Source organism: Petrotoga sp. 9T1HF07.CasAA.8.2 (assembly GCF_002895585.1).
GTDB classification, from domain to species: domain Bacteria; phylum Thermotogota; class Thermotogae; order Petrotogales; family Petrotogaceae; genus Petrotoga; species Petrotoga mobilis.
The window spans coordinates 72097-92389 of record NZ_AZRI01000004.1 but is presented as its reverse complement, the minus strand read 5'-3'; the positions used below and the strand labels follow the sequence as shown (position 1 = coordinate 92389).

Below are 20293 nucleotides of genomic sequence, written 5' to 3'. Positions count from 1 at the left end.
TCTTAAGAAAAAACCTTTTCCATATATTTCATATGATCTTTTGGCCCATAACTAATGAGTTCTTTCGTTTCTGGATAAAAGGTAATCTTTCTTGAATATTTGTTGTACTTTTCAATGACAGGATTTACATCATTTTCGAATTTAAAAGATATGTAAGTATCTCCTATTTCTATCTCTTTAATGCCTTCCATATTGGCTTTAACTTTTATCAAAGCGTACTGAAACAATCTCTCAACTTCTTCTGGAAATTTACCGTATTTATCGCGTATTTCAGACCTTATATCCTCAACATCATCAACTGTTTTAGCCACCGATATTCTTCTATATATTCTCATTCTTTCAATAGAATTAGAAATATATGATTCTGGAATAACTAGGGAACCTTTTATACCTTTTATCTCTGTGTAAGTTTGAGGTTTTTGAATTTCTTCTTCCTTTTTAATCCCATATTCAAATAAAATTTTATTCAACATTTCATGGTATAGATGATAGCCTATCGCATTAATATGACCTTTTTGCTCTATCCCCAATATATCCCCGTATCCACGAATTTCTAAATCTCTCAAAGCAAGCTTTAATCCACTTCCTGGTTCATTGTACTGTTTGATTGCTTCCAGCCTTTTTTTGGTTTGAGGGGTAACTTCTTTTTTAAATAGAAAGTAGACAAAAGCTCTTCTGTTAGATCTTCCAACTCTTCCTTTAATTTGATACAACTGAGAGATCCCATACCTTTCTGGGTCATCTAGGATAAGGGTATTGACATTGGGTATATCTATTCCATTTTCTATTATTGTTGTCGAAAGAAGGAGATCAATATTTCCATCATACAAATCGTTTATAGATTTTATAAACTCCTTTTTTGGTGTCCCACCATGAACCATTGCTATTTTTATTTCTGGAATAAGTGTTCGCAATTTTTTATGCAGTTCATTCAATTCCTGAACTCTGTTGTGAATATAGATTACTTGTCCACCCCTAGATTTTTCTCTCAAAATAGCCGTGCGTACTAACTTATCTGAGTATTTCCCAATAAATGTTTGAATGGGTAACCTACCCACAGGCGGCGTCGATATCGTGGAGATGTCTCTTAAGCCGCTGATAGACATGTATAAGGTTCTAGGTATAGGAGTGGCGCTCATCATAAGGAAGTTTACTCCATCACTTAACTTTTTGAATTTCTCTTTCTGAAGTACGCCAAATCTTTGTTCTTCGTCTACTATAACTAATCCCAGGTTTTTTACCTGCAATAAATCTGATAATAAGGCGTGCGTCCCTATTACTATATCTACTTGACCTTTTCCTATACTTTCAAAGAGGTCTTTCTTTTCTTTTTGAGTTTTATGACGGGTAACTAAAGCTATCTTAATTCCAAAAGAGTCCATTCTTTGTTTGAAATTTTCGTAATGCTGCTTGGCAAGTATCGTTGTAGGAGCTAATAATAGCACTTGGTAATTTGAAACAACCGTTCTAAAAGCTGCTCTCATTGCAACTTCAGTTTTACCAAATCCCGAATCACCTGACAACAATCTATCCATCGGTCTTTCACTTTCTAGATCTCTCATAACCTCTTTGATACTTTTTTCTTGGTCAGGTGTTTCGACGTAAGGAAAGGTTTCTTTGAATTTTTCTTCCAATTCAGGATCTCCAAATAGTTGTATTCCTCTTTGATTTTCCCTTAAGGCATAGATCTTTTGGAGCTCTTCTATCTTTTGTTTAATCTCTTCTTTTACCTTTTGCTTTGTATTTTTCCAGCTTTTACTGTTCAAAGAAGATATTTTAACGGATTCTGGGTCTCCGATGTATTTAGATAGTTTGTCTAACCTACCTACTGGGACATATACCCTTGAATTATCGGAGTATTCTAATGTTACAAACTCTCTCAAACCCAAAAGAGTCTCAACTTTGTTAACGCCGTGATATATTCCTATCCCATAATCTTCGTGTACTACCAAGTCCCCATCGTTTAGATCTTCCCAATCAAGAAGAGGTATATACTCTAACCTTTTATCTTCCTTTTTGGATTTTATAAAATAAATCTTTTCTAAGGTAAGTTTAACTTCTTCATATTTTATTTTGTTTAAAATTTCAAGGTTATGTCCAGAAAACATTTTATATATTTTTCGTTTTAGTTCAGTGTCACACATTTCATAATTTTCTTTTTCTTTTTCAGAGTAAGAGTTTATGATTTCTTCTTTGTTGATTAAATAAATATCTCCATCTTCATTAAGATAACTAAATATTGTGTTTTTATCTTTGTAAAAGATTCCCGGAAGGGTATTGAATTGGTCGAGAGTCAGAAACTCTTCTTCATTTGTCCCATTAAGATATTTTTTTAATCTCTCCTCATAAAATTCTAAGTTGTGATCAAATTTCATAATTTCAGATCCTGGAATTATCTCAACTTCTTTTAAATTTTCAATAGACCTTTGGGAATAAGAATCAAAAAAGGATATTCTATCTATTACTTCATCCCATAACTCTATTCTAACCGGTTGTTCGTAAATTGGAATGAAAAAGTCTCTGACAAAACCTCTTTTAGAATATTCTCCGGGACTAGTTACTTCTTCTGAAAGATTGTATCCTAAATGGTAAGGAACGTTATGATCAAGATCGAACGTATCTCCAACTTTGATCTTTTTGCTTACAAATTCGTTTTTAGGCAAGGTGTACCTTATTAAGGATGAAAAGGTAGTTAAAACGGTCACGTTCTTTTTCGTTAATAAGGCATGTAACGTTTTCATCCTCTTTGCTTTGATATTTGGAGAGATATCCAGATTTTCAAATGGAAATATGTCAAAATCTGGATAAATGAAAACCTCTTCCTCATCGTCAAAATCTTGGAGATATCCATCAGGTAAAACTAAAATTTTTTGTTTGTTAACTTTTTTTAGCGAATCTAGAAAATTTATAAGTTCTTTTCTAATCAAATCAAAGTTACCTCCTGATAAACTTCAAATACTTCTTATTGGTTTCAGAATCGAGAAAAACGGCACAATCAAGGTAGTCAGTAATGTCTGCTTTATTATTTTTGAGAAAACATATTAATTTTTCACCTTTCCAATAGTAATTTATCTCTTCTGCTATGGGAACTTTAATACAAAAACCTAAGAACGAAAGCTTTATCTTTTGCATTTTTTTTGATGATACAATTTCTTGGGCTAACTGTAAGATGTATTCCTTTGAAACAGGTCTTTTTAAAGCCTTTCTAATTGGTTTAACTACTATTTTTTGAGGGACACTTTCTTTAATCTTAAATTCTATCATTTTTGTCGTATTTGGGATTGCACCTGTTGGCATTGGAACATTTATTAAGCTGACTCCCATCTTAATTTCACTCTCTTTTATATTTATACCAGATAAAGAAGAATTTTTAATTATACTAATCTTAATAAAATCAAAATTATTTATTTTTTTTGGTAAAAAGTGATCTATTTCTTCAATAAAGTTAATTCCCCCTTCGCCCCATGGGAGTTCTGTTATCTTTACCAACTCGTTAATACCAATGGTTTTTATTTTTAGGTTTTGGGTTTTTGAAGATAGAAGTTGAAAACTTACGTTCTGGAAAGGCACGGAATTTATAGGGGTATACAATGAAAGATTAACTTGATTGATAGTTATTTTTCTTTTGAGGAACATATATACACCAAAGCCTCTTTTAATCGAGTAAATGGTTCAAAGATATCAAAAATCTCTATGTAGGATTTAAGCTTCTTCAACGTAAGAGAATCTAGAACTTTCGAAGAATAAAATCTTAAGCTAGAATTTTGATTTATGGGAATTATACCTTCTTTTTCTTTAACTTCAAAGCCTTTATCACTACTTACTTCCATTATATACATTATAACTTTGTCAATATCAATATAATTTATTAGATCGCTGTCGTCCGTTAGTATTAAGTCCACATCGTGAGGTGAGTATAATTCTTCGCTACTTAGTATCTGAAAGGCTAAATAATTTTTTAGGTTCGATCCATAAATTATTTTTTGGATTTTGGAAGGTTTTATCGGTTCTGTGTATTTAAAGGAAACAGGGATACCGTTTTCATTGAGAACCAATAATCCACCTGAAAACGTTTCATCTTCTGATTTATATATTGAAAAATATCCTAACATAATTTTTATTTCTCCTTCCCCACCCATAAGGATAGATACTTATAACCTTAAATCCAAAAGTTTACCTCTGTACTCATCCACTACAAGCCTCTTTACACTATTTTTGTTTTCAGTACTCTGGGATCTCTGAGAAAAACCCCCGCTGGATGATTTGTTATCAACATTTTTCTTTTCAACTTGATCTTTACTCTTTATCCTTTTTTGTAGGTTTTGAGAATATTCACTCGCTTGTTCAACTAGCAACATATTTTTAGCTGCATCATAAGAATGAGATATCGCCTGGACATTGTTTGCTACATCTATAGATTTGGTCACTAATATTTGTAACTCATGAAGTGAAGCCATATTTATTCACTTCCTTGAATCATCTTTTTTAATTTCACCAATATTACTGAGTGTAACTGGGAAACCCGTGATTCACTTATTTCTAAAACACTTCCTATTTCTTTAAAGGTTAAGCCTTCGTTATAGTATAGAGAAAGTATCAATTTTTCTCTTTCTTCCAATTTCTCGATACTTTCTGTTAATTTATCATGTAACATATCTTTATAAGCCAGTATTTCAGGGTCGTTTTCTTCTTGTATATCTTCAAGCCAGGTATCTTCTTCATTGTTTAAAAAGTACTCATCCAATTGAAGAATCTGCCTTTTGCTCAAGGAGAACTTTATTTTATCTACATCATTTTTTTCAATATGAAGTTTTTCTGCCACTGAATTATCGTCTATGTACTCATTATCTTTACATTCGTAAATCAAATCTTCGTACTTTTTTACTAAACTTCGAACGTCCTTTGGAAGCCAATCTATTCTCCTCAGATAATCATACATTGAACCTTTTATCCTTTTTAGAGCGTAGGTGTAAAAGGAAGTACCTTTTTCCGGGTTGTATCTTTTATATGATTGAAGTAATCCAATAATCCCCTCCTGAATCAAATCCTCTAATTCTATATTTTTTGGTAAAGTGGTTTTCAGATTCAAAGCTATAATCTTTATTTTTGGCAAAAACTCCATTACCAGTTGTTCTTCATTAATTTTGTATTTCATATATTTGCCACCTTAAATTACTGCGATTTCAACTTTTTCTCCCCCGCCGACCTTCTTAACTTTTAATTCTCCATTAGCGATGTTAAATTCAACACTTCTAGCTCTATTTCCTCCTGTATCTTCAGAAATTATTTTTATGTCGTTTTCTTTCAAAATTTGTCTTACGGCTTCAACGTTTTTGGCTCCAACATTCAAAGAATTATTCGAATTTTGGAACATAGCTGCCCCCCCTGCTATCTTAGCTTCCAGATATTTAACGTTTCCACCCAAATCTATAATTCCATCTATTATTGCTTTTATCCCTGTATCTGCGTATTTACCGATCTTTTGATCTTTTTTATTATCTCTACTTTCAGGAAGCATGACGTGGACTAACCCTCCAATGAGGTTTTTCTTATCTCGCAAACAAACGGCTACACACGAGCCTAACCCTAATGTTACCAAAATAGCTGGATTTTTATCTACGATGTATTCACCAATTCCTATTATTTTTTTCTTGCTCTCAGTCATTATTCGTCCCCATTCCTAAGGATTTTAATAATTTTAAAATATTTTGTTCGTCTGATAAATATATCAAGAAGCCTTTTACGTTCCCTTCATACTCTTCCATGTTTATTTCTGTTCTAATTAAAATTACAAAATCGCTCCCTTCAGTAACCATGAGGGAAGACTCAGAAACTATAGCTGTTAACATATCTACGGTAATTTTTGGAGGCAAGGAATGTATGTTCAAACCTGTGAAATTCGAAAGCGCAGATATATAAGAGCTACACATAATATTACCAATTTCACCTATGGCTGAAGAGGTCATTTCATCAATTTGGGTTAAGTCTTGTGGTCGGGGGAGCATTAACAACTCTAAAATATTTTTCATCTCTTCAGTTCCTAGCAGAAACAAAATCGCCCCATGAAGCTCTCCACCAATTTCTACCATTGACCCGGCTGTTATATCCTCAGGATCACTAAACTCCTCCCATAACTCTGAAATCGGTAAAATTTCAGCAGAGGGAACTGTGATATCTATTTTCTTGTTCAGCATCGTTGAAATAGCTGTCGCCGCATTACCTGCACCTATGTTTCCTAATTCCTTCAATGCATCCAATTTCTGTTCGTTAATCTCATCATAGATTGACATTAAACTTCCCCCTTTTTGTTATGAAAAAGGTACTGTATCAAATCTTTTTAAATGACTCCCGCTCTAATTTGAAAACGAACCTCACCAGCTCTTCTTCTTTTTCTCTTGTTAAGTTTAAAAACTTAATTCCATAAATGTATTCACCACTTGTAGTTTTTCCAATAGACCTAACAACCTCGGATTCCATGTTTTCAAGTCTGATCTCATTTTTTAATGCTAAATTTATTATTATCTTTTGTCCGACTTTCATCTCTTTAGAGGTAACGATAGCCAATCCTCCTGCACTGAAATCTTTAGTCATAAACCGATATTTTGTTGGTTGAATGTTCTCCTCACTTTCACTATTTTCTAGGTCTTCTTTGAAACAAAAGGTACCTTCTTCAGAAACAGGGATCCTGGCATGTTGCCTTCTTTGCACTCTAACAATTGTTTCAGGAATGTTTATTATAAGGTATCTGATATTTCCTTCTTTTCCACTGCTGTAAACTTTGCTTTTGAATAAATAAACAGCCCTTGAAGAGTATGCTCTTACTTTTAGATTAGTACCTCGAAAAATTTGCAGATAGGCTCCCTTAAAAATCGGCATTCCAATTTTAGCTAGATTACTGCTGAGATCATGTTCGTATAGGATACTTTTATAAACTCCTTGAATTCCTTTTTCTTGAATCTCTAAATCCAAGGGCATATTAGTGTATAAAACATTCTTTGAGCTTACTTTTTCGACAAAATCAGACATCTTAAACCCCTTTTCTATCTATTTTATAGCGTTCATCCACCCCGAACATCAATGGTCTTTTCCAAACATCTCTTTCAATCTCTGGGTAAAATTAATATGGGAAGAGGTTTCTATATTCAATATATTGGAGGTAATCTTTTTTATATCTTTTGAAAATTTACTGTTTTCTTTCAATGAAACTAATGGTATCTGCCTCTTAACACTCATATGAACGTTTTCATCGTAAGAAATTTCATGAAAGTTATTTATTTCTCTGTTTAAAAACCTTTTTGCAGTTCTACTTAAGACGGATTTAACCATCTCCACTTCATTTTTATTTTTGATCATGTTAAGAATTATCTCTATTTCCCCATTTACATTCAAAACAGATAAAGCTTTCAGCAGGGTGTAAGCGTTAACTACAGCAGTCGGTTCGGGAACAGTTATTAGAAAGATAGTATCAGAATTTAAATAAAAATTATTGAGTTTTTCAGAATAACCTGCACCTACGTCTATTATAAAAAAATCGATATCTTTCAACAAATTTAAAAATTCATCCATGATCGAATCGGTAAAATTATTTTGAAAGATCTTCCAATCTGTGAAATCAAAACCGCTACTAATTATCTTAACACCGTACTCTGTATCTTGAACACACTCGTTGAAGGTTACATTTCCCCTCATATATTCACTCAACGTAACCTTCACAGTTTTTCCCATCAAAATAGAAGCGTTTGCAAAACCGGCATCCGAATCAAACAAAAGTATTCGTTTCCCATGTGTGGCTAACTCAGTAGCTATATTCACTGATAATACCGACTTGCCTACTCCTCCCTTTCCGCTTACGATTGTTATAATTTTTGTTTGTGTATTAGAAAACTCTTCTCTTAAACCAGTTGCTTGATCACGATATATCCGGTTCATTTAAATACCTCCTCCACTGCTGCATGAGTCAGCCATTCTTTAGAAGGAAACTTCAAATCTTCAGGAACTCTTTGACCATCTGTTATCCCCAACAAAGGTAATTTAGAATATTCCAGAAAAGAAAATAATTGCCCATATGATGACGTTTCATCCATCTTTGTAAAAATTAATGCGTTGGGTTTTAGATAAGAAAAATTATCGTAAATATGCATCATATCTTCACAATTGGTGTTGGAGGATACTAGCATTATATTGTAATCAGGGTTAACTACATCTTTAAAAACTTTGAGTTCCCCCATCTGTAAATTGTTCTTATGGCTTCTTCCGGCTGTGTCTATTAGAATTACGTCAAAATTCAAAAGTGATTCCACAGCAATTTTAAGGTCAGACGGGGTATAACAAATGTTAAGAGAAATACCTAATATATCTGCATAAGTTTTTAGCTGGTCAGTTGCAGCTATTCTGTACGTGTCGATTGTAATTAGTGCAATTTTTTTATTCATTTTTTTTAAGTTAGCGGCTATTTTTGCCAATGTTGTCGTCTTTCCCACTCCTGTGGGACCTATAAACATAACTTTATTCTTTACATCACCAAAATTTAAAATTTCAAAGCTTTGATAAAGTTTCTTTTCAAATCTGGTTCTTATAATTTCTTGATTTTTCCAATTTTCTTCAACTTTTAAATCGTTCAATTGGTTTAAAAAGGACTCAATGAAAGTTCTTGAATACGATTTTTCGTATAGCTTATCTTTTATATCTTGAAGATAAAGATTGTTCACTTCCATTTTTTTATTCAACTTTTCAACCATATTCATCAACTCTTGTAATTTCAGACTATCTTTGATCTCACTTTCAGAAGGTTCCCTTTCAATGTGTTGACGATAAAATGATTCAGCACTTTTGTCTATCTTAGAGGATATTTCTCTACTCGTTTTTATAAACTCTGTTAAATCGTCTTTCGAATCCTTATAATTAGGTTCTTTATTACTTTTAAAATACGAAGGTGCTGATATTTTTTCTTCTCTTTCTTTTTTTCTATAAAATTCGGGTGTATTCCTTTTTATTAGATCGTTTAGCGTATAGGTACTATCAGATTCTTGTGTAGATTTTTTCGATTTTTGAGGTTTGTATTCGGGATTTTTGTTTTCCTCACTCAAAACAGTTACTTCAAGGTATTTCTCTCCACCAATTCCAAAGAAGCCACCCTTTTTTACTTTTTTTGTATCTAAAATATAGGCATCTTCTCCAAATTCTCTTCTTATCTTTTCCATTGCTTCAGAAATCGTTTTTACTGTAAGTTTTTTAATTTGCATTGGATCTTTCACCTTCTATTTTCACTATCTCATTCACGTTTAGAGAAGTGTCCGAGGGTATCTCTTCATACGCTACAATACTGATGTTTTGTATAAATTTTAATGTAAATCTGGCAAACGGATATCTTATGTTTTTAGAACAAATCAATATAGGGTTAAAACCTTTCATCATCATATTTTCCAGAGATTTAGATATTTTTTGTACCAAAATATTCGAATATTCTGGTTCGAGTATAATAACCCTTCCCGAATCGGCTTCCCTTATCGATTCAGCTAATTTTTTCTCTATAGTTGGATCCAGTGCGGTGACGTGTAATTCTCCATCATCAGATTTTAAATTTTCAACTATTTGCCTCCCCAATGATCTTCTAACATACTCTACTAAGTTCTCGATATTGTTACCGTATTTATCAACTGCTTCTATCAAACTTTCAAAAATTAAAGAAAGATTTCTTATCGAAACCCTTTCATACAATAATTCACTTAAAACTTTTTTTAGTTCATGCATTTTTAGCATCGTTGGAATTAAGGTATCTACTAGATTAGCATAATTAACTCTCAATCCATCTATCAATATTTCTATTTCTTTGGTTCCAATAATTTCATGGGCATATTTTTTAATGGTTTCGGAAAGGTGAGTGGCGAAAACGCTGGGGGCATCAACAGTTGTGTAACCTTTTTCTATAGCCTCCTCTTTTAAACTTTCATCTATCCAAAAAGCTGTCAACCCAAAGGCTGGCTCCTTTGTCTTTATACCAGGCAATTCTTCTGAAGCCATACCCGAGTTTATTGCCAGAAGTCTATCGGGGATCAACTCAAATCTACCAACTTCAACGCCTTTCAATTTAATAACGTATTCGTTCGAACTTAATAGAACGCTGTCCCTTATTCGAATAGGAGAGATTACTATACCCAATTCATAAGCTAATTGTTTTCGAACAACGGTTATCCTATCTAAGAGGTCTCCACCTTGATCGGGATCAGCTAAAGGTATCAATCCATAACCAATATCTACCTCAATTGTATCCCCTTGTAAAACTTCTGAAACTTCTTCTGGAGTTGTAAGAGGTGGTGAAAAACCGCCAGAAACACCTCTTTTTTCAGCTTTTGGTGCAGTTGAGCTTCCAATCCCTCCACCACTAGAACCTGTTGTTTCGTAAGCTAGCTGGCCTTCGTTAGCTTTATTCGCATAAGCTACAAAAAGTAAACCTCCTCCTAAAATCAAAGATGGAAAAACTGGGATTGGTGTTAACAAACCTAAAAATATTATTATTCCACCTGCTATATTTAAAACCCTTGTATCAGAAGTAAGTTGTCTTATTAAATCTACCCCAAAATTATCTTTTGAAGCGGCTCTTGAAACTATCATACCCGCAGAGGTTGAAATTAACAACGCAGGAATTTGAGCAACTAGTCCATCACCAACGGTGAGTAAGGCGAATACTTCTGCTGCTTCAGCGATCGTCAGTCCCTGCTGTAAAATCCCAATTAATAAACCTCCAACTAAATTGATGAGGGTTATTATCAAACCGGCTATTGCATCCCCTCTCACAAATTTACTAGCTCCATCCATCGCACCATAGAAGTCGGCTTCTCTTCGTATGTCTTCTCTTCTTTGCCTAGCTTCTTCTTCGTTAATCAACCCTGAAGACATATCAGCATCTATACTCATCTGTTTACCAGGCATGGCATCCAAAGTGAACCTTGCGGCTACTTCCGATATTCTTTCTGTTCCTTTAGTTATTACGAGAAATTGAATTATAACGAGTATCAAAAAGATTATGATTCCCACAATATAATTTCCACCAACAACAAAGTCTCCAAAGGCTCTAACAACTTTTCCTTCGAAATTTTTACCGTTTAAGAGTATCAAACGAGTAGAAGAAACATTCAACGCCAACCTAAAGATAGTCATAACTAATAACAAAGATGGGAAAATAGAAATATCCAATGCCCTTTTCAAATATAATGTAGCCAATAAAATCATTATCGAAACGATTATGTTTAAAAGTTGCAAAAAGTCTAGCAAAAACGTAGGAATAGGTATTACCATCAACACAACTATTCCAACAATAAGTATGGATATTACTGCATCTAACCCTTTTATTCTAGTAAAATTCATTGCTATCCCCCCAATGAATTAATAACTGAGGTTGTAGACGTAAGCCAGTACCTCTGCAACTAAGGTGTATAAATCTTCTGGTATTTCTTCGTTTAAATCAACTTTCTCATAAATTTCTCTTGCCAAAGCAGGTCTTTCTAAGATAGGGATTCTATGTTTAAAAGCAATCTCTCTTATTTTAAATGCAACTTCATCTTTTCCTTTTGCTACAACAATGGGCGCATGCATTTCTTCAGCATTATACTCTATGGCAACAGCATAATGAGTAGGATTGGTGATGACAACATCCGCTTCAGGGACTTTTTGCATCATTCTACTTCTTGCCAAATTTCTCATCAATTCTCTTTGCCTTTGTTTAATTTCAGGGTTACCTTCTATTTCCTTTCGTTCTTGTTTGACCTCATACTTACTCATTTTTAACTCTTTTTTATATTCATACCTCTGGTACCAAAAATCAAACAAACTGAGAAGAAGTAAGGCTATTCCTAATTGAAACAGCACGTTAATCACCAAATCAAAAATCACATTAAAAGAAAAAGCCGTTTCTTCCTCTGCCAAAGAGAGTATCTTAAACCAATTGGCCTTTATTATATTATAGATTAACAATCCTAATATGGTTAATTTTAAAAGGGCCTTTATAAGCTCTACAACAGATCTTAAAGAAAATAACCTTTTGAATCCTTTAATGGGGTTTATCTTGCTCAGATCCAATTTTAAAGATTTAAAAGTAAACAAAAATTTGGTTTGGATCATTCCCAAAAGGGTAGAAACTACAACGGCAACGACAAAAAACAGTATCAATTTTATGTATAAGTTCATGTGTGCTGTAATCTCATATCCAAGCAAATCTGTTGGTGAATAGTCTAAATCTAAAGATAAATAATCATAAAATACCTTAAAAATATCGTTAAGGAGTGGCTCAAATATTATCCACAAAAAAAGCGAAATTGATAAAAAACTAACCGCCATGTTAAATTCATTCGATTGAGGAATGTTTCCCTCTTCTCGAGCTTTTTCTAAACGTCTAGGTGTTGGATCCTCAGTTTTATCTGGATCCGCAAAAAGTTGAAGGTTTATTGAAATAGAAGGATCATTGAATTTTTTATCCATTCCATTAGTTGAAAGAATAGAGTAGTAAACTGATCTTCCCAAATCAATATCACTCCTAAGAAAAGTAAAAATCCTACCAGTATTTCTAGTGGGATACCCACCATAAAAACATTAACCTGTGGGATCAATCTAGAAACTATTCCCAAAGCAACTTTCAAAAGGATCATAAATGCAATAAACGGCATCGAAAGTTGAAGTCCTATAGTGAATACATCAAATAATTTTTGGGAAAAAACCATAAATCCATCAGGCGCTAGAGTAAAAACCACGGGAACCTTGTTGAAAGAATCTATAATTATTGAGTATAAAATTAAAGGTCCTTTAAAGATAAAAAAAAGCAACATACTGAATAAAAATGAAAGCTCAGAAACCAAAGAAACTTCATCGCTAGTTACTGGATCAAAAACATTCGCCATCGCAAATCCCATTTGTATACCTATCGTCTCCCCTGCAAATTGAAAGGCATAAAACAAAATATTAGCTATTAATCCTACGCTACTTCCAAAAACAAAATTCATCAACAAATAAAATATTATTACTAAAGGCGATGAATTTATAGGGAAAGTACCGTTAACCTCAAATAGCACCAAATAAGAAATAAAGAGCGTTATAAAAACTTTTATATGAACGGGAACAAAAGTAGTGCTAAAAAAAGGAATGAAAAAGGTGATTCCAGCCACTCTAGCAAAAATGAAAAAATAAACCCATAGTTGGTATGTTAAATTTTCCAACTCCAACTAAATCATCCCTAAATAATAAGTGAACAACTCGAATGAAAAATCTGATAAATTTTGCATTATCCAAGAGAACATCAAAACCAACGCTAAAAAAGTTATTATAATTTTAGGAGCAAATGTCAACGTCTGCTCGTGAAGCTGCGTAACGGCTTGAAATATACTAATAATCAACCCTACCGCCACACTTATTATTAAAATTGGAGAGACCACTTTTAGAAAAAGCATTATACCGTTTTCAAAAATCTCTATTAGTACCTCTTCGCTCATGAGATCATCCTCCCACAAAACTCCTCACTAATCCACCAATTATGAGGTCCCATCCATTTACCATTACAAAAATCATTATTTTAAAAGGTAATGAAATCAGAATCGGAGGTATCATGATCATCCCCATAGATAACAGAATACTCGCTACCACCATATCTACTATTATAAAAGGTAAATAGAGCAATATACTCATTTTAAAGGCAATTTCTAACTCACTTATTGCAAAGGCAGGTACCAGAATTTGAAAAGGAGTTTCTTCAATATTTTCTATCTCTACATTCATTGAAGATGAAAGTAAATAAATATCATCTTCATTTTTATGTGCGACAATCTCTGAAATCATGAAATCTTTGAATTGTTGCCAACTAATTTGTATAGCTTCTTCGTAGCTAATCTCATTTTGATTGTACGGAATAATTGCCTCTTGATACACCCCATTAAAAACGGGAAACATTATCATTATCGTTAAAAAGAGGGCTAAAGCCAACATTACTTGATTTGGAGGTGCTTGTCTGGTACCCATTGCCTGTCTCAAAAAGCTTAACACCACAACTATTCTCGTAAATGAAGTAAATAACATTAAAAACCCTGGGGCTAAGGACAAAACAGTTACTATTAAAAGTATTGTCAGCGTCGGCGTTAAAGTATTAACTTCTTCATTTGGGTTTATTTGTATATCTACCCCTGGGAGTTGAACGGTATTTTGAGAAAAAACTAAGCTAAAAGCTAGGATAAAAAGAATAAGAGTTATTATCTTCTTTACTTTTCTAATTTTTCCTCTTCCCTTCCCCTTGAAATTTTATCTTTTTTCAATATATTTGAAAAGGTTTCAAGAAATTTAGGATGTTCATTCATAATTTCTTGAACCTCTTCTTCTTCTAATTTTCTTACTATTTCACTGGAATTGGAAGTAGTCAAAATAAGGTAATATTCTTTAAAAACTTTCAATACTCCAACGTATAAATTCCTATCTAGATAGTATTTTTTTACCATCTTTACTTCTTTGCTTTTAGGGCCTTTTTTTAATGTTTTAGCCAGTATATAATAAAACACTGCAAGAAGTATGATGAGTAATATTATGGCTACAAACCAAAATGATACATTAACCAAATTATTGGTCGGCGTTGCATAGTTAGTGGGCATTTAAACTACTCCAATTTTTGTAAGGCTTCTATAACCCTATTAGCCTGGAATGGTTTTACAATAAAATCCTTGGCACCAGCCTGAATCGATTCTATAACCATAGCTTGCTGCCCCATAGCACTGCAAACTATAATCTTAGCGTTAGGGTCTATTTTCTTTATCTCTTTTATAGCTTGAATACCATCTTTAATGGGCATAGTTATATCCATTGTCACAAAATTTGGATTAAGCTCTTGATACTTTTCAACCGCTTCTTGACCGTTGCTAGCTTCCCCTACTATTTCATAATTTGCTTTAGTTAATATGTCTTTTAACATCATTCTCATAAAAGCAGCATCATCCACTATTAAGACAGTTTTAGCCATTAAAACACCTCCGAAGACATTAAATTTTTTACTTTTCTAACTCAGCCTCTAAGACACTTTCTAAATCTAAATATACTATCAACCTATTTTCTATCTTTATAACACCTTTAACTTTATCCGAATAAACTGACTCTTTTGATTGAAATTTTTCCAACTTTTCAGGATCTATGGAAAGAACGTTTTCAACTTCATCTACATACATTCCTATTTCCTCTTCGTTTATTTTTAAAACAAGAATATTTTGATAAATGTGGTCTTCTGGAACTTCAATACCTAAAATCTTAGTTAATTCGATAACAGGAACTATTCTTCCTCGTAAATTGATTAAACCAACTACGAAGTATTTTGAATTTGGAACGGGTGTTACATCAGTCTTATCAACAACACTTTCTATATTCTCTATTGGTAAAGCATATTCTTGATCCACAATTTTGAAAGAAAGAACGTCTTCCATCATATATTTATTTCCCCCTCTTTTACAACTATTGATAACACTTTCGAAAATATAAAACTTGCTTTTGCACCCCTTCGCCCCGCAGCCCGCCTCACAATAATGTCTATTAAATTTGTTATATTAGAGAAGCCACATCTAATATTAGAGCAATTCTTCCATCTCCTAAAATTGCTCCACCGCTAAATTCTTTAACATCTTTCAGCAAAGACCCCAAGGATTTGATAACTATATCGTCTTGGCCTAATAATCTATCTACAACAACACCATATTTTTTGTTCCCTAATTTGACAATAATAATATACTCGCTTGAAGAATCTTTTTTCTTTTCATAACCAAATAACTTTCTTAAACGTACTACAGGCATTACTTCCCCTCGCAAAAGGAAAACTTCTTGACCTTGAACAATTTTTAGCTCGCCATCACTCAGTCTTTGAGTTGTATCAATGTTAGCAATAGGTATGGCATATACTTGCTCATTTACAGTTATTAGAAGGGCTTCGATAATTGCCAAGGTAAGAGGTAACCTTATACTTATCTTTGTGCCTTTTCCTTTTTTTGTTTCCAAAGAAATATTACCCTTTAAACTTTCTATTGTACTTTTAACTACATCCATTCCAACCCCTCTACCTGATAATTCCGTAGAAACTGTTTTAGTAGAAAAACCTGGTAAAAAGACAAAATTGTATATCTCCTCTTCGCTTAATTTTGATGCTTCTGATGAACTAATCAACCCCTTATTTATAGCTGTTCGGAGTATTTCATTTACATCAAACCCTTTCCCATCATCTTCGACTTCTATGATAACTCCATTTCCTTCATGTCTGGCTGATAACTTCAAAGTCCCAGTTTCAGGTTTACCTTTGGCTAATCGTTCGTGAGGACCTTCAATACCATGATCCAAAGAGTTTCTTAATAAATGAACTAAGGGTTCTCCTATTTCATCAACAACTGTTCTATCTAATTCTGTCTCTTCTCCTTGAATTACAAAGTTCACTTTTTTACCCAATTCTTTTGCAAGATCCCGTACAAGCCTTGGAAACCGATTGAAGACGAATGCGACAGGAACCATTCTAATTTTCATGACAACATTTTGAAGATCTAAGGTTATCCTTGAAAGCTGAGTTAAACTTTCATCTACTTCTTTTACATCGTACTTACTTAAAGTTTCAATAATTCTACTTCGTGCTATAACGAGTTCTGCCATTAAATTCATCAAATCATCCAATTTATTTATATCTACTCTTATACTCCTTGAAAGCTTAACTTCTTTTTTGTTATTCTCTATGCCCTCTTCTTTTGACCCTTCTTCCTCATCTTTATTCTCTTCTTTTGATCCAAAAAGGTTATTCGCTGAAAATTCATCCACATAAACTGATTCTACTTCGGCAACTTTATTAACGAGTTCTGCTATTTCTCCAATACTTTTGGAGGTAACGATCCCAAAAATTAACTCTTTATCAAAATTTTCTTTTTCTATCTCTTCGACACTGGGGTAAGTATAAACTATCTCACAGCCATTATCTTCTAATTTGTGGTGTATTGCGTAAGCTCTTGCCTGCTTTAACTGAACGCCATCTTCTAAAATAACCTTCAAAATTAAAAAGTTCAGATTATTTTCTTTGGCTTTTTTAAAAACATTCTCTAAAAGCTCTTTAGTTTCTTCGCCCATTTTAGAATATATTTCATTATTTTGTTTGACTAGATTTTCTTCTTTTCCGGTTGCTTTATACTTGGCCGATTTAGACGAACCTGTTGACTCCACATAAGAGTTAATTTTATCCAAAAGTTTTTCCAACTTTTCTATACCGCCATTTCCACCTTGTTCTATATCTGAAATACTTTCTTCTAATGCATCAGAAGCTTTAAATAAAAAATCCATCAGATCATCAGTTAAATCAATATTTTTATTTCTTAATGAATCTAACACATTTTCCAATTTGTGGGAAAATTTAGCCAACGTGTCAAACTCCATTGTCCCTGCCATACCCTTTAAGGTATGGATTACTCTGAAAATATTATTTATTATTTCTAAGTTACTTTTATCTTTTTCAAGTTCAAGTAGAAGGTCGTTAAGTTCTTGAATATTTTCTTTAGATTCCTCTAAAAAAACATTTAAATATACATCGTAATTCGACAATTCTATCCCCTCCTATTTCAAGCTATTCTACACTATTTTCTAAAGATATCGTTTTCGAACCAAATCTAAAATATTCCAAAAAGCAAAATACGTGGCTCTTTTTCGAATTTCATCCCTATCCCCTGTAAAAACATTTTTTAGGGCAACAAAATCTTCGTTAATGAGAAAACCATACCAAACTGTCCCAACTGGTTTTTGTTCACTTCCTAAGCTTGGCCCTGCTATGCCACTAACAGACACACAGATATCACTTTCCATGATTTTCTTCAAACCATATGCCATTTCTTTGACGGTTTCTTCACTAACAGCTCCAAATTTTTCTATGGTTTCTTTTTTGACGTCCAATAATCTTACTTTTGATTCATTAGAATACGTTACCAATGAACCTTTAAACACATTAGAAGCACCTGGAATGGATACCAATGTATCTGAGAGCATCCCTCCAGTACATGACTCCGCAAAAGAAAGTGTTTTTGAAGACTTCAATAATACATCAAATAAAGTAATTTCTAAACTTTTAAAACCAATAAAATACCTACTAAATTGAGACAATATCTTTTCTAATATGGGTTCAAAATCGTCATTTTTTTGCATTCTAATTCTTAAACTGGGACCTATGTATTCTTCTATTTTTGTAGAGTAATCAAAATTTTTCAAGATGACTGAAACTTCTTGCATTAACTCAGCTTCTGTTAAGCCATAAAAGTAAAGTGAATATTCCACATGATCGTTTTTCATATTACTTTTTAATTCATCATATATATGCGTATCAAAGATTGTTTTCATCTCATTATAAGGTCCTGGCAGTAAATAAATAGTGTGACCGTTAAAATGAACTTTTTGTCCTGGTGCACTTCCTACAGGATTTTGAAGTATCTCAGCATTTTTTAAAACGTAGCTTTGTTTTTTTAGGATACTTAAGTATTTCCCGGTTTTGTTGTAATAATACTTTTTTATTTTCTCAAATAATTCTTCATTAAATACAATATCTATATTACAACTTTCAGAAACAGCTTGAACTGTCAAATCGTCTTGTGTTGGTCCCAAACCACCTGTTAGAAATATTATATCACACATCTCTAACGATTCTTCAATGGATAACTTTATCAAAGATAAATCATCTTTTACATTCGTTATTTTTAAAGTATCATATCCAACAGATTTGAGCTTTTCGGCAAGGTATTTTGAGTTTTTGTCCAATATTATACCTTCCGTTAATTCATTACCCGTCGCAATTATACAAGACTTCAATTTTGTCACTCCAATATGTTTTATCTAAACTAAATCAATATATTTTACCACAATTTTTTTCTTATTTTCACAATTTTCTAATTTTAATATTTTTTGTGCTATCATTACACATTGGGAGCAAGCCCCCAAACCCCCGAACCCTTTTAAATGTAAAGAAGTAATTAAAAAGCATGGTTTGGGAGACCACCAAACCCAAACCCCCAAAACCAATGTTCATTTTAATAAAGATTTTTGCACAAATCAGCAAAACGGGTGGGGAGCGGGGCGAAGGGGCGCTAAAACAAACAAGATCCAAGCTGTCAGGCTTTTTAAAAAGTTCCCAAAAACTTTATGATAAAAGGAGTAGACATGCAGAGAGATATAAAAAAAGAAGCAGAAAAGATCATAAATATGTTTCCACGTAGTAACTCTGAAACGGATCCTTTTAAGGTTTTAATTGAAACGGTGCTTTCTCAAAGAACAAAAGATGAAAATACTGAAAAAGCTTCTAAATCACTTTTTTCTCGCTACACAAATGTTTTTGAGATTTCTAAATTGAATCCGCAGGACCTATACGATCTAATCAAGCCAGCAGGTATGTACAAACAAAAATCAGAAAGAATTATTAATATTTCTAAAATTTTAATTGAAAAGTATAATGGGAAAGTACCTGATGAATTAGAAGAGTTGATTGAGCTTCCTGGAGTGGGAAGAAAAACCGCTAATATAGTTTTGTACGTGTCTTTTGGTAAAGAAGCACTTGCAGTTGACACGCACGTACATAGAATATCTAATCGACTCGGTTGGGTGAAAACAAAGACACCTGAAGAAACTGAAGAACAATTGAAAAAAATTATCCCATCTGAATTATGGGGACCTCTGAATGGTTCAATGGTGAATTTTGGTCAAAAGATTTGTAAGCCAATTTCTCCAAAGTGCGACGAATGTTTTTTGAATGAAGTCTGCCCTGCAAAACAAATATATAAAAACAAAAGCCGGTAAACTGATACCGGCTCTTATTTTTTAAAATCAAACCTTAGGGCATGATTATATTTCCTCTATTCTTACCTTTTTCTTTTTGATTCTTTGCAATGCCTGCTCTTTCTAGTTGGTTTAAAAGTTCGGGGGGCGCTATACTGATATTACCTGCAGCTTCCTCTTGCTCAAGTAGCTGTTTCATTTTTTCCTGGTAGTCTGCCATTCTTTTCCTTAAACTATCTAAGTCATTATCGATCCATTGTGTTATTCCTTTTGAGATCTCTTCAATTCTTTCATCGCTCAAATCCATCTTATCTTCACTTAGTTCATTTAAAGCACTTAATTCTTCTTTCACAGATTCTTTTACCTTGTCTTCATCCAAAAGGTCATTTTTCTTGATTAACCTCAAAGCCACATTTGTTCTAAATTTTAAATCTTCTAAAGATATCTCTAAACTTTCCAAACGTATCATTAATGCTTGTAAAAGCTGATCCAAAGAAACTTGCAT

At 33.0% G+C, this 20293-nt stretch carries 22 protein-coding genes; 1 reads left to right on the top strand and 21 read right to left on the bottom strand.

The window, feature by feature from the left end; genetic code table 11:
• Positions 1–2: 2 nt before the first annotated feature.
• The 20 genes from X925_RS00650 to X925_RS00555 form a co-directional block, all read right to left on the bottom strand.
• Positions 3–2927: a DEAD/DEAH box helicase gene (locus X925_RS00650; RefSeq protein WP_121958847.1), complete on the bottom strand. Its 2925-nt coding sequence runs from the start codon at positions 2925–2927 to the stop codon at positions 3–5.
• A 7-nt stretch (positions 2928–2934) separates the two neighbouring features.
• Positions 2935–3636 (bottom strand): hypothetical protein, encoded by a 702-nt coding sequence (locus tag X925_RS00645; RefSeq protein WP_103065406.1) that lies wholly within the window; start codon positions 3634–3636, stop codon positions 2935–2937.
• Complete coding sequence (locus tag X925_RS00640) at positions 3615–4112, bottom strand: hypothetical protein (RefSeq protein ID WP_012209208.1); 498 nt, start codon at positions 4110–4112, stop codon at positions 3615–3617. Before X925_RS00640 ends, X925_RS00645 begins: the two co-directional genes overlap by 22 nt.
• 39 nt (positions 4113–4151) lie before the next feature.
• Complete coding sequence (locus X925_RS00635; RefSeq protein ID WP_121958846.1) at positions 4152–4457, bottom strand: hypothetical protein; 306 nt, start codon at positions 4455–4457, stop codon at positions 4152–4154.
• A gap of 2 nt (positions 4458–4459) precedes the next feature.
• Positions 4460–5155: a sigma-70 family RNA polymerase sigma factor gene (locus tag X925_RS00630; RefSeq protein WP_012209206.1), complete on the bottom strand. Its 696-nt coding sequence runs from the start codon at positions 5153–5155 to the stop codon at positions 4460–4462.
• A gap of 12 nt (positions 5156–5167) precedes the next feature.
• A complete protein-coding gene (gene cheD / locus X925_RS00625; RefSeq protein ID WP_103065404.1) occupies positions 5168–5665 on the bottom strand; it encodes a chemoreceptor glutamine deamidase/glutamate methylesterase CheD in 498 nt (165 codons plus the stop codon).
• A complete protein-coding gene (cheC, locus tag X925_RS00620) occupies positions 5658–6290 on the bottom strand; it encodes a CheY-P phosphatase CheC (RefSeq protein ID WP_012209205.1) in 633 nt (210 codons plus the stop codon). The genes cheD and cheC overlap by 8 nt, the downstream gene beginning before the upstream one ends.
• 37 nt (positions 6291–6327) lie before the next feature.
• Positions 6328–7026 carry a flagellar brake protein gene (locus tag X925_RS00615; RefSeq protein ID WP_012209204.1) on the bottom strand — a complete coding sequence of 233 codons (699 nt, stop codon included), beginning with the start codon at positions 7024–7026 and terminating at the stop codon, positions 6328–6330.
• A 48-nt stretch (positions 7027–7074) separates the two neighbouring features.
• On the bottom strand, positions 7075–7929 hold the full coding sequence (locus X925_RS00610) for a P-loop NTPase (protein WP_012209203.1): 855 nt from the start codon (positions 7927–7929) through the stop codon (positions 7075–7077).
• Complete coding sequence (gene flhF, locus X925_RS00605) at positions 7926–9242, bottom strand: flagellar biosynthesis protein FlhF (protein ID WP_121958845.1); 1317 nt, start codon at positions 9240–9242, stop codon at positions 7926–7928. Before flhF ends, X925_RS00610 begins: the two co-directional genes overlap by 4 nt.
• Positions 9232–11364 carry a flagellar biosynthesis protein FlhA gene (gene flhA / locus X925_RS00600; RefSeq protein WP_103065400.1) on the bottom strand — a complete coding sequence of 711 codons (2133 nt, stop codon included), beginning with the start codon at positions 11362–11364 and terminating at the stop codon, positions 9232–9234. Before flhA ends, flhF begins: the two co-directional genes overlap by 11 nt.
• Before the next feature lie 18 nt (positions 11365–11382).
• Complete coding sequence (flhB, locus tag X925_RS00595) at positions 11383–12516, bottom strand: flagellar biosynthesis protein FlhB (protein WP_233187709.1); 1134 nt, start codon at positions 12514–12516, stop codon at positions 11383–11385.
• Positions 12438–13205, bottom strand: coding sequence for a flagellar biosynthetic protein FliR (gene fliR, locus X925_RS00590; RefSeq protein WP_158245378.1), 768 nt, complete (start codon positions 13203–13205; stop codon positions 12438–12440). Before fliR ends, flhB begins: the two co-directional genes overlap by 79 nt.
• Before the next feature lie 6 nt (positions 13206–13211).
• Entirely contained in the window at positions 13212–13478 is a 267-nt protein-coding gene (gene fliQ / locus X925_RS00585) for a flagellar biosynthesis protein FliQ (RefSeq protein WP_012209198.1), read from the bottom strand.
• 4 nt (positions 13479–13482) lie between these two features.
• On the bottom strand, positions 13483–14232 hold the full coding sequence (fliP, locus tag X925_RS00580) for a flagellar type III secretion system pore protein FliP (protein WP_121958843.1): 750 nt from the start codon (positions 14230–14232) through the stop codon (positions 13483–13485).
• Between the two features lie 5 nt (positions 14233–14237).
• On the bottom strand, positions 14238–14621 hold the full coding sequence (locus X925_RS00575; protein WP_121958842.1) for a hypothetical protein: 384 nt from the start codon (positions 14619–14621) through the stop codon (positions 14238–14240).
• Between the two features lie 5 nt (positions 14622–14626).
• Positions 14627–14986 carry a response regulator gene (locus X925_RS00570; protein ID WP_121958841.1) on the bottom strand — a complete coding sequence of 120 codons (360 nt, stop codon included), beginning with the start codon at positions 14984–14986 and terminating at the stop codon, positions 14627–14629.
• Between the two features lie 28 nt (positions 14987–15014).
• Positions 15015–15443, bottom strand: a complete 429-nt coding sequence (locus X925_RS00565; RefSeq protein WP_121958840.1) for a chemotaxis protein CheW — start codon at positions 15441–15443, stop codon at positions 15015–15017.
• 112 nt (positions 15444–15555) lie between these two features.
• Positions 15556–17577 carry a chemotaxis protein CheA gene (locus tag X925_RS00560; protein ID WP_012209193.1) on the bottom strand — a complete coding sequence of 674 codons (2022 nt, stop codon included), beginning with the start codon at positions 17575–17577 and terminating at the stop codon, positions 15556–15558.
• A 39-nt stretch (positions 17578–17616) separates the two neighbouring features.
• Positions 17617–18828 (bottom strand): CinA family nicotinamide mononucleotide deamidase-related protein, encoded by a 1212-nt coding sequence (locus tag X925_RS00555; protein ID WP_158245377.1) that lies wholly within the window; start codon positions 18826–18828, stop codon positions 17617–17619.
• A gap of 348 nt (positions 18829–19176) precedes the next feature.
• Between X925_RS00555 and nth the strand changes: the two genes are divergently transcribed.
• A complete protein-coding gene (nth, locus tag X925_RS00550; RefSeq protein WP_121958838.1) occupies positions 19177–19809 on the top strand; it encodes an endonuclease III in 633 nt (210 codons plus the stop codon).
• A gap of 34 nt (positions 19810–19843) precedes the next feature.
• On the opposite strand, the gene X925_RS00545 is transcribed toward nth, so the two are convergent.
• Positions 19844–20293 (bottom strand): hypothetical protein, encoded by a 450-nt coding sequence (locus X925_RS00545; RefSeq protein WP_121958837.1) that lies wholly within the window; start codon positions 20291–20293, stop codon positions 19844–19846.

Bases quoted from the DNA above. Each gene is read 5' to 3' on its own strand.
- X925_RS00645 (WP_103065406.1), bottom strand. From the start codon at position 3,636: ATGTTCCTCAAAAGAAAAATAACTATCAATCAAGTTAATCTTTCATTG.
- X925_RS00640 (WP_012209208.1), bottom strand. From the start codon at position 4,112: ATGTTAGGATATTTTTCAATATATAAATCAGAAGATGAAACGTTTTCA.
- X925_RS00635 (WP_121958846.1), bottom strand. From the start codon at position 4,457: ATGGCTTCACTTCATGAGTTACAAATATTAGTGACCAAATCTATAGAT.
- X925_RS00630 (WP_012209206.1), bottom strand. From the start codon at position 5,155: ATGAAATACAAAATTAATGAAGAACAACTGGTAATGGAGTTTTTGCCA.
- cheD (WP_103065404.1), bottom strand. From the start codon at position 5,665: ATGACTGAGAGCAAGAAAAAAATAATAGGAATTGGTGAATACATCGTA.
- cheC (WP_012209205.1), bottom strand. From the start codon at position 6,290: ATGTCAATCTATGATGAGATTAACGAACAGAAATTGGATGCATTGAAG.
- X925_RS00615 (WP_012209204.1), bottom strand. From the start codon at position 7,026: ATGTCTGATTTTGTCGAAAAAGTAAGCTCAAAGAATGTTTTATACACT.
- X925_RS00610 (WP_012209203.1), bottom strand. From the start codon at position 7,929: ATGAACCGGATATATCGTGATCAAGCAACTGGTTTAAGAGAAGAGTTT.
- flhF (WP_121958845.1), bottom strand. From the start codon at position 9,242: ATGCAAATTAAAAAACTTACAGTAAAAACGATTTCTGAAGCAATGGAA.
- flhA (WP_103065400.1), bottom strand. From the start codon at position 11,364: ATGAATTTTACTAGAATAAAAGGGTTAGATGCAGTAATATCCATACTT.
- fliQ (WP_012209198.1), bottom strand. From the start codon at position 13,478: ATGAGCGAAGAGGTACTAATAGAGATTTTTGAAAACGGTATAATGCTT.
- X925_RS00575 (WP_121958842.1), bottom strand. From the start codon at position 14,621: ATGCCCACTAACTATGCAACGCCGACCAATAATTTGGTTAATGTATCA.
- X925_RS00570 (WP_121958841.1), bottom strand. From the start codon at position 14,986: ATGGCTAAAACTGTCTTAATAGTGGATGATGCTGCTTTTATGAGAATG.
- X925_RS00565 (WP_121958840.1), bottom strand. From the start codon at position 15,443: ATGATGGAAGACGTTCTTTCTTTCAAAATTGTGGATCAAGAATATGCT.
- nth (WP_121958838.1), top strand. From the start codon at position 19,177: ATGCAGAGAGATATAAAAAAAGAAGCAGAAAAGATCATAAATATGTTT.
- X925_RS00545 (WP_121958837.1), bottom strand. From the start codon at position 20,293: ATGCAAGTTTCTTTGGATCAGCTTTTACAAGCATTAATGATACGTTTG.